This is a genomic window from Sciscionella marina DSM 45152, assembly GCF_000379465.1.
Lineage (GTDB): Bacteria > Actinomycetota > Actinomycetes > Mycobacteriales > Pseudonocardiaceae > Sciscionella > Sciscionella marina.
In genome coordinates, this window is record NZ_KB905399.1 from 43,537 (window position 1) to 58,662 (window position 15,126).

The 15,126-nt window shown below is 65.2% G+C and carries 15 protein-coding genes and 1 pseudogene; 13 read left to right on the forward strand and 3 right to left on the reverse strand.

What is annotated here, in order from left to right:
- The first annotated feature begins 47 nt into the window (after window positions 1-47).
- Genes A37U_RS0123540 through A37U_RS44915 form a run of 7 tightly spaced genes read left to right on the forward strand, consistent with a single transcriptional unit; the run spans window position 48 to window position 7,793 of the window.
- The gene (locus A37U_RS0123540) at window positions 48-2,039 is read left to right on the forward strand and encodes an AMP-binding protein (protein WP_205623000.1); all 1,992 of its coding nucleotides are present in this window, start codon (window positions 48-50) and stop codon (window positions 2,037-2,039) included.
- Complete coding sequence (locus tag A37U_RS0123545) at window positions 2,036-3,196, forward strand: thiolase family protein (RefSeq protein WP_020499128.1); 1,161 nt, start codon at window positions 2,036-2,038, stop codon at window positions 3,194-3,196. The genes A37U_RS0123540 and A37U_RS0123545 overlap by 4 nt, the downstream gene beginning before the upstream one ends.
- A complete protein-coding gene (locus tag A37U_RS0123550) occupies window positions 3,193-3,609 on the forward strand; it encodes a Zn-ribbon domain-containing OB-fold protein (RefSeq protein WP_020499129.1) in 417 nt (138 codons plus the stop codon). Before A37U_RS0123545 ends, A37U_RS0123550 begins: the two co-directional genes overlap by 4 nt.
- Window positions 3,606-4,802 carry an MFS transporter gene (locus A37U_RS0123555; RefSeq protein WP_020499130.1) on the forward strand — a complete coding sequence of 399 codons (1,197 nt, stop codon included), beginning with the start codon at window positions 3,606-3,608 and terminating at the stop codon, window positions 4,800-4,802. The genes A37U_RS0123550 and A37U_RS0123555 overlap by 4 nt, the downstream gene beginning before the upstream one ends.
- Window positions 4,799-5,254 (forward strand): MaoC family dehydratase, encoded by a 456-nt coding sequence (locus A37U_RS0123560; protein WP_020499131.1) that lies wholly within the window; start codon window positions 4,799-4,801, stop codon window positions 5,252-5,254. The genes A37U_RS0123555 and A37U_RS0123560 overlap by 4 nt, the downstream gene beginning before the upstream one ends.
- Complete coding sequence (locus A37U_RS0123565; protein WP_020499132.1) at window positions 5,247-6,392, forward strand: acetyl-CoA C-acyltransferase; 1,146 nt, start codon at window positions 5,247-5,249, stop codon at window positions 6,390-6,392. The genes A37U_RS0123560 and A37U_RS0123565 overlap by 8 nt, the downstream gene beginning before the upstream one ends.
- Window positions 6,393-6,437: 45 nt before the next feature.
- Window positions 6,438-7,793: an MFS transporter gene (locus A37U_RS44915; RefSeq protein ID WP_240437657.1), complete on the forward strand. Its 1,356-nt coding sequence runs from the start codon at window positions 6,438-6,440 to the stop codon at window positions 7,791-7,793.
- Window positions 7,794-7,845: 52 nt separating this feature from the next.
- On the opposite strand, the gene A37U_RS53850 is transcribed toward A37U_RS44915, so the two are convergent.
- A complete protein-coding gene (locus A37U_RS53850; protein ID WP_240437658.1) occupies window positions 7,846-8,202 on the reverse strand; it encodes a response regulator transcription factor in 357 nt (118 codons plus the stop codon).
- Window positions 8,156-9,115: a hypothetical protein gene (locus tag A37U_RS44920; RefSeq protein WP_240437659.1), complete on the reverse strand. Its 960-nt coding sequence runs from the start codon at window positions 9,113-9,115 to the stop codon at window positions 8,156-8,158. The genes A37U_RS53850 and A37U_RS44920 overlap by 47 nt, the downstream gene beginning before the upstream one ends.
- 138 nt (window positions 9,116-9,253) lie before the next feature.
- On the opposite strand from A37U_RS44920, the pseudogene A37U_RS50005 reads away from it, so the two are divergent.
- The 6 genes and pseudogenes from A37U_RS50005 to A37U_RS44940 all read left to right on the forward strand — a co-directional run.
- Window positions 9,254-9,581, forward strand: a pseudogene (locus A37U_RS50005) (alcohol dehydrogenase catalytic domain-containing protein); the annotation flags it as partial.
- A 505-nt stretch (window positions 9,582-10,086) separates the two neighbouring features.
- The gene (locus A37U_RS53065; protein ID WP_205623001.1) at window positions 10,087-10,389 is read left to right on the forward strand and encodes an SAV_915 family protein; all 303 of its coding nucleotides are present in this window, start codon (window positions 10,087-10,089) and stop codon (window positions 10,387-10,389) included.
- Entirely contained in the window at window positions 10,390-10,704 is a 315-nt protein-coding gene (locus tag A37U_RS0123590; RefSeq protein WP_040588582.1) for a hypothetical protein, read from the forward strand.
- Window positions 10,704-11,882: a DUF1269 domain-containing protein gene (locus A37U_RS48500; protein ID WP_157182993.1), complete on the forward strand. Its 1,179-nt coding sequence runs from the start codon at window positions 10,704-10,706 to the stop codon at window positions 11,880-11,882. Before A37U_RS0123590 ends, A37U_RS48500 begins: the two co-directional genes overlap by 1 nt.
- 244 nt (window positions 11,883-12,126) lie before the next feature.
- Complete coding sequence (locus A37U_RS44935) at window positions 12,127-12,699, forward strand: hypothetical protein (RefSeq protein ID WP_157182994.1); 573 nt, start codon at window positions 12,127-12,129, stop codon at window positions 12,697-12,699.
- A 621-nt stretch (window positions 12,700-13,320) separates the two neighbouring features.
- Window positions 13,321-14,373: a recombinase zinc beta ribbon domain-containing protein gene (locus tag A37U_RS44940; RefSeq protein ID WP_083933781.1), complete on the forward strand. Its 1,053-nt coding sequence runs from the start codon at window positions 13,321-13,323 to the stop codon at window positions 14,371-14,373.
- Window positions 14,374-14,802: 429 nt separating this feature from the next.
- Here the strand turns inward: A37U_RS44940 and A37U_RS0123620 are convergent, their stop codons facing one another.
- On the reverse strand, window positions 14,803-15,048 hold the full coding sequence (locus A37U_RS0123620) for a hypothetical protein (RefSeq protein WP_020499141.1): 246 nt from the start codon (window positions 15,046-15,048) through the stop codon (window positions 14,803-14,805).
- Window positions 15,049-15,126 lie beyond the last annotated feature (78 nt).

Here is a 15,126-nt window from a genome sequence, read left to right on the forward strand (position 1 = left end):
GAGTGGCCCGGACACCGCATCGCCGAAGTCGCCTGTGGAGGCCAAGGTTGACCTCAATCCAGCCCGGCAGCACGGGGCCTGCCGATCGAGCCCGTTCCGATGAAGCCGATCTGGTCTGGTGCCCCGGCCCCGCCGAACTCGCCCGCAGTCGTGCCGAACGATTCCGGGTGCACGCGGGAGCTTCGGATCCGGCCGGCCTCAACGACATCGCGCGGGATGATCCCGCGGCGTTCTGGGCAACCGTGACCGCGTGGCTCGGGTTTTCCTGGCAGCGCAAGGCCGATGCGGTGCTGGACCAGCTGGCCGAGCCGCACACCACGCGGTGGTTTCCCGGTGGAAGGTTCAACCTGGCCGACAACGCCGTGCGCCGGTGGGTTCGCGAAGGCCGCGGTGACGACGTCGCGCTGGTGTCCGAGGATGAATCCGGCGAACGGACCAGCCATACCTTCATCGAGTTGTCCGAGCTGGTGGACCGCGTTGCGCGGGGGCTGCGTGCTGTCGGTGTCGAACCGGGCGACCGGGTCGGGATGCAGCTCGGGATGACGGTCGAAGCGGTGGCGGTGCAGCTCGGCTGCGCACTGATCGGGGCGGTGCTGGTGCCGGTGTTCTCCGGTTTCGGCTCCGGCGCCGTCGCCGAACGATTGCGCCTTTCCGGTGCGGTCGTGCACATCGTCTCCGGTGTGACTGTCCGGCGTGGACGGACGCTGAGCCTGCGGCAGCGCACTGCGGACGCGCTCGAGGCAGCGCACAGTGTGCGCACCACCGTCGTCGTCGGCGATCTGGACGACACGGCCAGTCCACGCCTGCGTGGAGAAATAAGCTGGCAGCAGCTGATCACTCCGGAAGGACCGGCCGGACCGGTCGAAGCCGCCGAGTTGCCCGCCGATCATCCGCTGCTGATCGCCTACACCTCGGGTACCACGGGCGCACCCAAGGGCGTAGTGCTCAGCCAGGCCGGATTCGCGGTGAAGGCCGCGTTCGATGCGGCATTCTGCTTTGACATCGGCCCAGGCGACCTTGCCTGCTGGATCACCGATCCCGGCTGGATCATGTGCCCCATCACCGTCCTGGGTGGTCTGTTGGCCGGGAGTGCGGTGGGGGTGTACTCGGGCTCGGTCGACCACCCGGACGCCGGCCGATTGTGGCGCGTGGTGCATGGGCTGGGGATCACGATGCTGGGTGTCTCGCCGACAATGGTGCGCATCTTGGCAGCCGCCGATCCCGATCTGGCTGCGCCCGAACTCGGCAGGCTACGCGTTTTTGCCTCCAGCGGCGAACCTTGGACGCCGGACGCCTACGCTTGGCTGTTCGCCACAATCGGCTGCCGGGAAATACCGATCATCAACTACTCCGGCGGTACCGAGGTTTCCGGTGCGATCCTGTCCAACACCACATCGCAACCGATCCATCCGTGCGGGTTCGCCGGCCCATTGCCCGGTATGGCGGCAGAAATCGCAGACGAGCAAGGACATCCGGTGCACCACGGGGTCGGGGAGCTCGTACTGCGCACCCCGTCACCCGGAATGCCCACCACCTTCTGGGCGGAACCGGAACGCTACCGGCGCACCTACTGGGACCGCTGGCCCGGCACCTGGGTGCACGGCGATTCTGTCGAAGTCAGCGGTCCCGAGGCGGTCTGGTACATCCGCGGGCGCAGCGACGACACCTTGAAGGTGGCCGGCAAGCGCGTCGGTCCTGCGGAAGTCGAAGGCATCGCCAACAGCCTGGACGTGGTCCTGGAATCCGCCGCGGTCGGTGTCCCCGACGATGTGAAGGGCGAGGCGATCGCGGTGTTCCTGCGGCTCGCTCCCGGCACTGCGGAGGAACCTGTCCGCACGGCGGTGCGTGGCCGGATCGTGGACAACCTCGGCAAACCCCTCAAGCCCAAGGCGGTGCTGGTCGTCGATCAACTGCCCCGTACGCGCAGCGGGAAGATCATGCGAAGAGTCGTTCGGGCCGTGTACCTCGGCCAGGAGGTGACGAACGTGTCCGCGTTGGAGAACGCCGACGCACTCGAATCCATCCGGGAGGCGCGATGACCCTGCACGGATCCTGTGCCGTCACCGGTGTCGCAGAAATCCCTCCGCGCCGCACGACGCGCGGGCAGACAACGCTAGGGCTGATCGGTAGGCTCGCCGCGGCCGCCGTGGCCGACGCCGGACTCGAACCGTCCGATGTGGACGGACTGCTCGTCGGCCCCCAGGTAGGCGAGACCCCGCAGCACGTGCCGGCCACCGTCGCCGAATACCTGGGCCTGGAGCCCCGCTACGGTGATGTAGTCGATCTCGGCGGTGCCGCTGGGCCGGGTATGATCTGGCGCGCGGCAGCGGCGATCCGAGCCGGCATGTGCGATACCGTCCTTTGTGTACTCGCCAACACCCGGGACCCGGACAACGTGCCGCGCTCGCCCAACCGCAACCCGATCCGCGAGTTCGAAGTTCCCTATGGTGCCAGCGGCGCGAACCAGGCCTATGCGATGGCCGCCGCCCGTCACATGGCTGATTTCGGTACCACGGCGGAACAACTGGCCTCGGTCCCGGTATTCGAACGCCGCAACGCCGGGCTCAACCCCGACGCGGTGTTCCACGGCAAGGACATCGCCGTCGAGGATGTGCTGTCATCGCCGATGATCGCGTGGCCGTTGCGGCGGTTGGAGATCGTGATGCCCTGCGGTGGCGGGGCCGCTGCGGTGGTGCAGCGCGCGGACCCAGCCCGGCGCGCCCCGCACTGTCCGGTGCTGCTGCTCGGGGCGGGGGAGAAGCTGACTCACCGGTCCTTGAGCCAGGCTCCGGAACTGACGACCACGCCGCTGGCGGCGGCGATCGCCACTTCGTACGACATGGCCGGAGTGCAAGCGAACGACGTTGACGTGTTCTCCCTCTACGACTGCTATTCCATCATGCTCGCGCTGACGTTGGAAGATGCCGGGCTATGCCGCAAAGGTGACGTCGGGCCGTGGATGGCCGATCAGGATTTCTCCTCAACGGGCAATTTCCCGGTCAACCCGCACGGTGGTCAGCTCGCCTGCGGGCAGGCTGATCTCGCGGGCGGGATGTGTCACCTTGTGGAGGCTGTCCGGCAACTGCGCGGCGAAGCAGGTGCCAGGCAGGTGACCGACGCCGAACTCGCGCTCGTCACCGGGAACGGTGCCACGCTCGGCGAAGAGGTCGCGATCGTGCTGGGAGCTGCCGGATGAGCGCCGTACCGCGCCCGGGGCGCCTGAGCACGCCCGCGACCGCCGAATACTGGCGGGCAGCCGCCGACGGTCACCTGCTGATCCAGCGTTGCCTCCATTGTGGACACAAGCAGCTCTACCCCCGCACACTGTGCACCCGGTGCTGGTCGGCGGAACTGGGATGGCAGGAAACGGTGGGGACCGGCTCGGTCAGGACGTTCACCGTGATCGAGGTGCCGGGCCATCCCGCATGGCGGGAAGAAGCCCCTTACCTGATCGCGCTCGTCGAGCTGGACGAAGGCCCTTGCCTGCTCGCGGGCGTGCTCGGCTCGGATCCGTACCGGGTCGCGGTGGGGCAGCGGGTCCGGTTCGTCGCCGACTCCGGGGGAGACCCCGCTGGGCCCCTCCCGTTCTTTGCCAGGGATGAGCCGTGAGCCCCCGGTTGCAGCGTGGTGCGGTCGCTTTGGTGCAGGTGTTCGGGCTGGCGGTGTGGTTTTCGGTGTCGGCGGTGGTGCCCAGTCTGCGCGCGGACTGGGGTGTGTCGACGACGGCGGCGGTGTGGCTGACCGGGTCCGTCCAATTGGGATTCGTCGCCGGCGCGCTGGGGTCCACGGCGTTGAACTTGCCTGACCGGGTACGTCCGCATGTGTTGCTGGCGGGTAGTGCGGGGCTCGCCGCGGTGTGCACGGTGTTGCTGGCCTGGTTCGTCGACGGGATGCCGGGTGCGTTGCCGTTGCGGTTTCTGACCGGGGTGTTCCTCTCCGGTGTCTATCCGGTGGGGATCAAGCTGATGGCGTCGTGGTCCGGGCAGGCCGCTCGGGGCCGTGCGCTGGGCATCCTGGTGGGGGCGCTCACGCTCGGGTCGACCTTGCCACACCTGATCGGCGGGTTCGGTAGCCTCCCCTGGCGTGCCGTGTTGGAAGCGGCTGCGCTGATCGGGTTGCTGGGGGCCGCTGTCGCGGCGGTCGTCGTGCGCCCGGGCCCGCACCTGAGCACCGCCGCCCCGGCTCGCAACGCGCGCTACGCCCTCATGATGTTTCGTGAGCGTGGGCCGTTGCTGGCGAACATCGGGTATTTCGGCCACATGTGGGAGCTGTACGCACTGTGGACGTGGATTCCCAGCTATCTGTTGGCCACACCTGCTGCGAGGAGTTTCCCGGTGTCGACGGAGATCGTCGTGTTCGCGACCATGGGGGTCACCGGAGCATTGGGTTGCCTGCTCGGGGGCTGGGGCGCGGACCGCTACGGGCGTTCGCCGGCCGCGGTTGTCGCTCTGGTCGTGAGTGGGACGTGTTGTGCCCTGTCGCCGTGGGTGTTCAACGCCGGCCCGGCTGTGCTCTCGGTGTTCTGCGCGATCTGGGGTGCGGCGGTCATCGCCGATTCCGGTGTGTTCTCTGCTGCGCTTTCGGAAACAGCCGATGCTCGTTTCGTCGGTACCGCGCTCACTGCCCAGACCGCGCTCGGGTTCGCGCTGACGGTCGTCAGCATCCAGCTGATCCCGGTGCTGGTCGGGTTGACCAGCTGGCGTTTCGCTTTTCTGCTGCTCATTCCCGGCCCCGTGCTCGGGGCGCTCGCGATGCGGGCGCTCGGTTCGCGAGCCACCAAACAGTTGAAGGAGTCAATATGACCACGACCGAAACCTGGCCGCTCGGAATGCCCGAGCTGGGCGCGAAAGCCGAGCTGAGCCGCACCGTCGGACCGGACGATATCGCGCTTTTCACGGAGCTCTCCGGCGACCGCAATCCCCTGCACTACGACGACGCCGCCGCGAAATCATCCCGATTCGGCGAGATCGTCGTGCAGGGCGGGGTCACCAGCGCGATCCTCAACGCGGTCGTTGCCGAAAAGCTGCCCGGCCCCGGCACGGTCTTCCTCAGTGTCTCGTGGAACTTCACCGCGCCGACCCGGCCCGGTGACATCATCACCGGCCAGGTCGAAGTCACCGAGGTCCGGGAAGACAAACCCATCACGAAACTCAAGTGCACCGTCGTCCGCGGCGATGGAACCGTCGCCCTGGAAGGAACCGCGGTCTGTTTCACGATGGCGATGTCTGACTGGAAGGGGCCTGGCGATGAGTGAACGCGCCCCCGTGCTGCTGTCCGCGGCGAGGACTCCCGTGGGCCGATTCGGTGGAGCGCTGAGCGGAGTGGACGCTGCCGATCTGGGTGCCCACGCCGTGCGCTCCGCGCTGAACCGCGCCGGTGACGTCGAACCCGAGGTGATCCTGCTGGGCAACGTGGTGCAGGCGGGTAATGGGCAGAACCCCGCGCGGGTGGCGGCGACGCGGGGAGGTGTCGCCACCACGGTACCCGGGATCACGCTGAACAACGTGTGCCTGGCCTCGATGACCGCAGCCGGAATGGCGGCCTCGATGATCCGTGCCGGTGAGGTGGAAACGGCGCTTGTCGGCGGTTTCGAGTCGATGAGCCGCGCGCCGCACGGGATCCGCCTGCGCGGTGCGGCGAAAGTCGGCGATGCGTCCACTGTGGATCTTCTGGTGCGTGATGGGTTGTGGTGCTCGCTCAGTGACCAGGGAATGGGGCCGATGTCCGACGCGGCGACCGCGGAACTGGGTGTCTCGCGCGATGACCAGGACGCGTTCGCGGCGGGAAGCCACCTTCGCGCAGCCGCTGCCCTCGACCGGCTCCGCGAAGAAATCGCACCACTTGGCGAACTCGACCGGGACGAAGGGGTACGGGCCGGTTCGACCCAGCAGAAGCTGGCTTCGCTCTCGCCCGCTTTCACTCCGGGAGGAACGTTGACCGCTGGCAATTCGTCGCAAATGTCCGACGCGGGGTCTGCCGGATTCGTATCGACAATGGCGCGGGCAGAGGCGATGGGAATCGAGCCGCTCGCGGAGATCGGAGGGTACGTGTCCATCGCGGGTCCCGATCCGACGCTGCATCTCAAACCCGCGCGGGCGGCCCGGAAACTACTCGAAGTGCATGGCCTGAGTCCGGCGGACGTGGATCTCTGGGAGGTGAACGAGGCGTTTGCCGCCGTCGTGCTGGCCACGGCGCGGGATCTCGACGTCGATCTCGACCGCGTCAACGTGAACGGGGGCGCCATCGCTCTCGGCCATCCCCTGGGCGCATCGGGATTCCGGCTCGTTCTTGCCCTGGCTTACGAAATGTGTCGTCGCGGAGCCGCGGTCGGTGTCGCGGCGATCTGCGGTGGTGGCGGCCAGGGAGGTGCGCTACTGCTGCGTCGCCGCTGAACTCTTGCACACCAGCCATCGCTGTCCGAAACAAGGAGGTCTCGGATGTCGAACACCGCTGCCCGTAAAGAAGACGTACCCGAGTCCAGGATGGCGCGCCGAGCACTGGTGGCTTCTGCTGTCGGAAGCGCCATCGAATGGTATGACTTCTACGTCTACGGTCTCTCGGCCGCGCTGATCTTCAACCACCTGTTCTTTCCGAGCAGCAGCGCCTACTCCGGCACCCTGCTTGCTCTGTCGACCTTCTTCGCCGGATTCCTCACCCGACCGCTCGGCGCGATGTTCTTCGGTCATTTCGGAGACCGGCTCGGTCGCAGGACGGTACTCATCGCCACCACTCTGATGATGGGACTGGGCACCTTTTTCGTCGGACTCGCACCCACCCACGAGATCGCCGGCAGCTGGGGTGCGGTCATCCTTGTCGTCCTGCGTGTCGTGCAGGGCATCGGTGTCGGCGGCGACTGGGGCGGTTCAGTGCTCATGGCCACCGAGTGGAATTCCGCCGACGGTAAGCGCGGACTGCTCGGTGCCTTGCCTCAGTTTGGCAGTCCACTCGGTTTGATCACCGCGACGATTGTCACCGAAGCGACCAACCGCTTGTTCCCCACAGGGAACTACGAATCCTTCGGCTGGCGGATCCTGTTCCTGTTCAGTCTGTTGCTGACTGTCCTCACTCTGTTCTTGCGGCTACGCGTGCGCGAAACCACGTCCTTCTCGGACGCCAAGAAGACCGGCGCGCTTCGCCAGGCTCCGGTTGCCTACCTGTTGCGCCATCACTGGCGTACAGTCATCAAGGTCACACTGATGCGTACCGGGCAGAATACCGGTTTCTACCTGTTCACCACCTTCGTGCTGAGCTACGGAGTCACCTCACTGCACCGTGAGCGCTCCACGATGCTGGTCGCCGTGTTGCTCGCAGCGGCCGTATCGCTCGGGACAACTCTGTTCTGGGGCGCCGTCTCCGACCGGATCGGCCGCAAACGCATCGTGCTCATCGGAATAGTGGCGATGTTCTGTTTCGCGATCCCGTACTACTCATTACTCGACAGTGGCAGCACGGTGCTGCTGTTCGTCGGTGTCGTGGTGTCGATGATCGTCCAGGACATGCAGTACGGGCCACAGGGATCCTTCATCGCGGAGAGTTTCCCTGCCGATGTCCGCTACAGCGGCGCTTCGCTCGGTTACCAGCTTACCTCGATCACATCGGGCGGTCCGGCTCCGCTGATCGCGACGGCGTTGATCGCGACGCTGCATTCCTCGGTCGCGATCGCCGTGTACCTCATGGTGACCTGTGTGGTTGCTTTTGTTGCCACGATGCTGTTGCCGGGTGTGGACCAACGTCCGGCGAAGCAGCGGTGCGCAGCCGAGGAATCCGCATCCGTCGACCCCGAACGGGTCTGAGGGTCCTGCGGTGGCTGCCGGTTCGGGTGAGGGCGGGAACCGGAAATCCGGTTCAAGTTGCCGTGGCCTCGATGCCTGCGTTCGTTGCCAGTGCGGCTGCTTCGCCGCGGGTGATCACGTTCAGCTCTTTCAGCAGGCTGGCGACGTGGAATTTCACGGTGCTTTCGCTGACACCGAGATCGGCGCCGATGGCCTTGTTGCGTTTTCCTTGTGTGACAAGCCGTAGGACGTCCATTTCTCGCCGGTTCAGCTCGGCGAGCTTGTTCTTCTCGGAGTGCTCGGCGGCTGGGGAGAGGGGCAGATCGATAGTGGTCCGGCTTCCCCAGTCGGGAACCGTGTCGATGTCGAGGGTGGCTCCGAGCTTATATGCGCGTCCTGCCAGCTCGCGGCGTAGTGCCGGGGCGTCCACGCTTCCGGTGCCCTGGTCTCGCACATCGACGCGCAGCGTTTTCTCGTTGCAGTGCTAGGCGATGCGCATTCTGTCGAGCCCCCGGCTGGGCGGTGAAGGCCAAGACGGCGGTCCGGGTCATCGCGTGCGCGGCCTTGGCCACTTCGCCGGGTAGCGCGGGCGCATCTTTGGAGGGAGCGGTGAACTCGATGTGCGCGTCATGGTGTTGCAGCATCTGCCGTATTTCCTTGCGCAGCTTGGTGAATGCGGTGGACCTCGAGTCATCGGACGAGGCGAGATCCGACGTCTGTGCTGAACGCAGCGCCACCAGCGCGGCGGAGTCGGTGGCCGCGTGGCGTGCCTGGTGATCGTCCAAGGCCGCAGAGCGTAGCGAGGTGAGGATGGTGACCAGCGTGGTTTCGTGGGGCGCGGACAATTCCGCGATGGTGCGTGCTCGTTCGCTGGATGCCGCGCGAGATTCGGCAAGGTAGTCAGGGCTTACTTGGGACACTTGTTGCCGAATCGAGGTCGCCACGATGCCGAAGATCTTTGCCAGCGTGGCGGAATCCGGGAAGTGCCGACGCCGGGAACAGGGGATGAGCACGAGCAGGGTGCCGACCGGATCCAGTACCACCCATGCCGTTCGTTGCGCTCCGGCGATCGTCGCCGTGGCGGTTCGTGGAACGCCCGGTTCCACCATGGCTTTGAGTTCTTCCAACTCCGCGAGGGTGACTTTGTTGATCGTCGTCGTGTCACCGGCTAATTTGCGGGGCCGGCCGGTGCACTCGCGAGTGAATATCACCAGAGCGGTGTGCGGCCACCGGTTGGCCAGAAGCCGGGATAACCTCGCGGCGATCTCGTGCCGCGGCCCCTCGATCACCTCACGCAGCGCCGGGAGTACCTCGTCCGGGACGGTGCTCACCGCATCACTCAAGCGGTGCCAGCTCCTGTTCGGAAGATCGGGTTTTGTTCGTCTTATGGCTAGGTCGCCCGCCGGGCTCGCGACGCCGGTGTCGGGGCCGGAATGCCTTGTGGCGTATATTTTTCGCCGAGTAAGAAGGAAATAGGTCTCATGTCGCAACGCGTGCGTGGTACCATCGCCCGTTCTTCCGGCGCGCCCGTCGAACTCACGGATATCGTCGTTCCCGGGCCGGGGCGCGGCGCGGCGCGGCGAGGTGGTGGTCGCGGTGGGCGCCTGCGGGGTATGCCACACGGATCTGACCTACCGTGAGGGTGGGGTCAGCGATGAGTTCCCCTTTCTGCTGGGGCACGAAGCTGCCGGTACCGTAGAGAGCGTCGGCGAGGACGTGGACTCGGTGCGGCCCGGCGACTTTGTCGTGTTGAACTGGCGTGCGGTGTGCGGCCGCTGCCGGGCGTGTCGCCGGGGCCGTGCGCAGTACCTGCGGGGCGCACGGTCGATCGGGTACAGACCGAAGCGGCACTCGATTATCTCGAAGACGTGGACCGGATACTCGATCAAGGAAAACCGGAACGATTACAAGAGCTATACAAGAAGCTTGGCTTGGAGCTGATCTTTGATTAGAAAAATACTGTGAAAGCGAAATCCCTTGGTAGGGATTGCAAATGTGTCGGAGGGGGCTATCGGAAACAATTCACCCGCCGCGTGTACTTCGAACAGGCCGCGTAGTGGGCTGGGGTCGCTGTCCCAGCTGTCCCATGAGCTTCCCGACTCGGACACCCTGCTTGGACAGCGGAGTACCGGCTACGGACTGTGATTATACTGCGGTGGGCACGTTGGGACGGCTAGGTCAGGGGTGTCCCAGCCGTCCTTATCCGGCGTCTGATGGCCTGGTGTGAGGTCCGAGTGAGAGCTGGACTGGTGTCCAGTGCCAGTTTGTCCGATTCGATTGCGGTTTGCGCTGGTCTTTGTGACAATCGGTCACTGTGAGTGAGTCGGTAGAAGCTGGGCAGGCCCCGATACCGCCGGATTTCCCTCCAGTGGTGTACGTGCCGTGTGCTGAGCACGTCGAGGAGATCGCGGATGCTCGGCCGGTAATGAGGCGGACGAAGGAGGGAAAGCTCGCCCTCTTTGTGTATTCGGCTCTTGACCGATTGCATGAGGGATGTGGTTCGGGTCATCCGTGGATTTTGCTCCCAGTGCAGGCCATGGATCCGTTGCAGCAGTCGCAAGGGTTTGAGCTGATACTGCTGGATGTGTTCATCCCGCCGGAGTATCGCTCGGAGTGAGTGGAACGGAAGAAGGGGGCAGGCGTGGGTAAGGGATATGAGCTCGGTCCGGGTGTACTTGATGGCATTCGGAGCAAGCTGGGTGACGCGCGCGGCCAGATCGAGGGATTGTCGGGTTCGGTTCCGCACGGCGTTGATGCTGGTCTGTTGACGGGGCCGATCGAGGCAGTGCTGTCGAGTTTGGTCGAGAACGCAGCACAGTTCTCGACGGCACTCGGCGGTGTGGCCGATGATGTCGATGCCAGTAAGAAAGATTACGACCGCGTCGAGACCGACGCCAAGGACCGGCTGCACCGCGTGAGAGGGGGGAAGTGATGCCAATTGAGACCAAGGTAGAGGGCAACCCCGGCAGTATGCGTGCTGCGGCGAACTGGCTGCGGCAGGACTTCTCGCGTGCCATCCATGGTGCAAACGACAAGGTTTATGGTGCGCGGAACAGTGCCGCGAGTGGTCTGCGGGGCGATGCGGCCGACAGTCTGCAGAACAAGCTGACGACCGGAGCGCGGCAAGCTGACGACTTCACGGAAGGGATTTCCGGTGTGTCGCAGAAGGTAGATGCCGCTGCCGATATTCTGCAACAGGTGCAGACCGATATGCAGCGGATCCGCTCGGAAGCGTCCGGAGCCGGGCTGCAGATATCAGGCACTGTCATTCAGGACCCCGGTCCCGCACCGGCGGCACCAGGTCCTGCCCCGGCTGGTTCGGACGCTACGCCGGAAGCAACTCAGCAGCACACTGGGGCGGTCCAAGCGCAGCAGGACCACACTGCGAAGGTCAATGCGTACAACAAGGCTAAGGCCGACGCGGAGGATGCGCATCGGCGCTGGAAACAGCAGATCGACCAGCGATCGCAGGACTTCCAGAATACGAAGAACAAGACCATCTTCACGCTCGCCGGTTTCGGGGTGACCGGTGGAACTACGGCGGCAGGCGTACATAAATCGATTCTTGAGAATGACTCCAAGGAACTGAAGATTCGAGCCGCCCAGTCGCTCAAGCATGCGGAAGCGATCGGCGGTACGGATCCTGCAGGCTTCTACAAGAACCTGGACGCGGCTGCGGCAGACACTGCGGCTGCGGACAGCCAGGCGGCACGGGCGGCGAAGTTCGGTAAGACGCTCAGTCGGGTGGGCAATGTCGGGGGTGGTGTCCTCGCCGCTGGCGGAGTCGCCTACGACATCGCACATGGCAAACCCGTAGCGCAGGCCGTCACCTCCGGAGCCGCAGGCTTCGGTGCTTCCGTGGCGACTGGCGCAGCTGTCGGCACGGTGATCGGTGGACCGGTTGGTACGGCTGTGGGGGCGGTAGCGGGGACGGTGGTCGGTGCCTTCACCTCAGGTGCGGTAGATTCGATGTTCAAGCATGGGGTCGGCCATGTCGGTACGGCGATAGAAGACGGCACGAAGGCAGTCGCGGATACCGGCAAGGCGATTGGATCGCTTGCATCGGATGTCGGTAGCGGGGTGAAGCATGTCTGGGACTCGATCTTCTGATCACTTGAGCACGCCGGATGTTTGGGCTTCGGGACCGATCGGCCGGTACCGTAACGCCATCATCTTCCTAGTTGTGCTGACGATACTGGCGCTAGTGGTCGGTGGATACGAGTACACTGAGGGACGCTGGATCGCCGGAACCGGAGGACTGTGGTTCGCGGTTTTGATAGCCGCTTGGGTCATAGTCGGAGTAGATGCACGGTTGCGACGCAAGAAACCGGCTGGTTCGGCTGTGGTGACGACCGTGACCGCTGAGGGACGCGCGGCAACAGGACTGAGCTATTCTGCGGTGCAGTTCGTGGGCTACCTGTTCGTGATGCTCTGGATCGCGGTCGCTCTCTTCCTGGCCGCGGTTCTCGCGAGCGCATCCGATGACACGACTGTGCAGAACGCGACGATCCCGTTCGTGATTGTGGGCGTACTGGTCCTGACGTTCCCGGCGGTGGTGCTGCTCGGCTGGTTTCGCCGGGGCCGGATCCTGCTTACGGCTGATGGGGTTTATCAGCGAGGATGGACCTTCGAGTCGTTTCTGCCGTGGTCGGCGATAACTTCGATCCAGCCGTATTTCCTCGATGGACCCGAGATCTGGGTAGCCGCTGGAGACGGCGAGCAACAGTGGCAGCGTAAACAGTTCACGCGTTGGTGGCGGCAGGATCGACTGCCAGATCGTCCGGTGATTCAGATTCCCGCGAAGACGCTCGGAGCCGACGCAACGTTCGCCTACTACCTGCTCGGCTACTACTACATGCATCCGGCCAACCGCACTGAACTCGGTAGCGCCATTGCGGTCGACCGAGCTCAACGAGCGAACTTTTAGCCGAGTTTCCCAAGGGCGGTCCGTTTGGGACAACCTGCTGGGAAAGCAACCTACAGCACTTTACCTGCGATTATGTAACGCTGAATACGTTTGGGACGGCTGGGACAAAGGGTGTCCCAGCCGTCCCAAACGGAGTGAAATCGGGTCGATGCCACTCGGATTCGAGGCTGTCCCGGTGTCCATCTACTGGTCGCCGGGGAGTGCGGGTGCGTGAATTCGACGCGCGGCGGCGATGCACGACATGCACGGCATGCCGGAGAAGGGCGGCAGGTGTTCGGTGGTGTCAGCTGCGAAGGTCCGGCCGCAGTAGGCTTCGAGTTCGTCGGGCACGTCGTCGGGGGGCGGCACGAGATGGACGACGCGCTGGGACTCGCCGACCAAGCCCCTGCGGAGGCGGACGAAAATCGGCGGGCGGGATTCAGTTGGCACGGTGCCGCCCGCTCGGCTGAATGTCGGTCACGCGCAGGGCGGCATGGCATCGCGGGCACCGGCTGAGTGGTGTCGCGGTGAGTGCGGCCGGGTGGAGGAGCGTGCCACAGAGCGCGGAGTACTGGCCGTGTTGTTCGATGATGGCGCGCGCAAGGTCGTCGTAAGTGACCGCGTGCTCGGTGTCGGGACGGGATCGCGTGTCCTTCGGCGAGCAAGCCGGAACAGAATCGGCATCGGCTCGAGGACGGCTGGCAGGCGTCCACGGTCGCGGCGATCTTGGATAATCCGCGCTACACCGGTTATGCGGTGTTCGGGCGCACGAGCAGGCATGACACGTTGTTGGACCCGGATGATGTGGCGGCCGGATACGTGGCGCGGTTCCGGCGCTCGGAGGCGTCCACGATCGTGCGGTCTCGCAAGCCCGCGCATCCGGCGATCGTGACGGTTCCGGTGTTCACCGAGACGCAGTTACGGCGCAAGCAGAAGACCACGGCCGGACTCGCGTCGGCGCGCAAGACCGAACGGGCCGGGCGGCCGACAAAGCGGACGTATCTGTTCCGGGGACGGATCAGGTGCTCGGTGTGCGGGCGGAAGATGGAAGCCAGTCCGCGTAAGCACGCCATGTACTACCGCTGTCCCGCGCGCACCCTGGCACCGGGTTCGCCCGTGCTGGCCGAGCATCCGCCTGCGGTGTACCTGCGTGAGGATCCGGTCAGCGAAGCGGTGAATGCGTTCCTTGGTGATCTGTTCGGCCCGGAACAGGTGGACGAGACGGTGCGGCAGATTGTGGCCGAGCAGCCGAAACCTCGTGCCAGCACGGACATGTGGGAAGCCAGGGAACGTTTGGAGAAGGCCGAGACCGAGCTTCGCCGCTATCAGCAGGCGATCAAGGCGGGCATGGACCCGGATGCGCTCGTGGAAGCCGTCAACATCGCACAAGCCGAGCGTGCCGCCGCGCAGGCGGCGTTGGCGCACGAACCGGTGCAAGGCAACATTTCCGAGGCCGAGGTGTACGCGATGCTCGACTACCTCGGGGATGTCGGTGCCGCACTCAACAACGGGAAACCAGAACGACTCGCACCGATCTACGACGCGGTGACTCTGAACGTGATTTACGAACCGGAAAACAATGCGGCTGAGATAACCATGGCCCTTGATGGGCGGGTGAATAATTTCTGTGTCGGAGGGGGATCACGCACGCTAACCACAGAAGAAACGCGCTGGCCGCTGCCGATTGCGGCGTGATGGCGGCTGTCCCAGCCGTACCGACCGTGGTCCATCTGGGACACCGGAGTCGGACAGGTGGTTATGGCGTTCTACCTGCGACTATGCTGCGGTCGACACGTTGGGACGGCTGGGACAAGGGGTGTCCCAGCCGTCCCAAACAGGCTGTAGCCAGGGTTGCTGGCACTCGGGTTCGAGGCTGTCCCGGCGTCCCGTTACTCGCCGTCGGGGAGTGCGGGTGCGTGAATTTGGCGTGCGGCGGCGATACAGGACATGCACGGCATGCCGGAGAAGGCCGGTACGTATTCGATGGTGCCGGGAGCGAAGGTCCGACCGCAGTAGGCTTCGAGTTCGTCGGGTACCTCGTTCGGGACGGGTACAAGATGGACGACGCGCTGGGACTCACCGACCAAGCCCCTGCGGAGACGGACGAACATCAGCGGGCGGGGTTCAGTTGGCACGGTGCCGCCCGCTTGGCTGAATATCGGTCACGCGCAAGGCGGCATGGCATCGTGGGCAGCGGCCGTTTGGTGTCGCGGTGAGTGCGGCCGGGTGGAGGTGCGCGCCGCAGAGCGCGGTGTACTGGCCGTGCTGGTCGATGATGGCGCGCGCAAGGTCGTCATAGGTGACTGCGTGCTCGGTGTCGGCGGCGTCGGTGACCCAGCAGTAGGTGAGCTGGTGTGTTGCCGTGGTCATGCCCCTGCGTTCTTCCCGTGCGGTTGGTGGAGGACACGCCCGGTGCCGAGGCTCGGGTTTGCGCGGGGAGCGCGGCGG

What these genes read in the sequence shown, in the direction of transcription:
- A37U_RS0123620 (WP_020499141.1), bottom strand. Translation starts at nt 15,048, where the DNA reads ATGACCACGGCAACACACCAGCTCACCTACTGCTGGGTCACCGACGCC.
- A37U_RS44915 (WP_240437657.1), top strand. Translation starts at nt 6,438, where the DNA reads ATGTCGAACACCGCTGCCCGTAAAGAAGACGTACCCGAGTCCAGGATG.
- A37U_RS0123565 (WP_020499132.1), top strand. Translation starts at nt 5,247, where the DNA reads ATGAGTGAACGCGCCCCCGTGCTGCTGTCCGCGGCGAGGACTCCCGTG.
- A37U_RS48500 (WP_157182993.1), top strand. Translation starts at nt 10,704, where the DNA reads ATGCCAATTGAGACCAAGGTAGAGGGCAACCCCGGCAGTATGCGTGCT.
- A37U_RS0123550 (WP_020499129.1), top strand. Translation starts at nt 3,193, where the DNA reads ATGAGCGCCGTACCGCGCCCGGGGCGCCTGAGCACGCCCGCGACCGCC.
- A37U_RS0123560 (WP_020499131.1), top strand. Translation starts at nt 4,799, where the DNA reads ATGACCACGACCGAAACCTGGCCGCTCGGAATGCCCGAGCTGGGCGCG.
- A37U_RS0123545 (WP_020499128.1), top strand. Translation starts at nt 2,036, where the DNA reads ATGACCCTGCACGGATCCTGTGCCGTCACCGGTGTCGCAGAAATCCCT.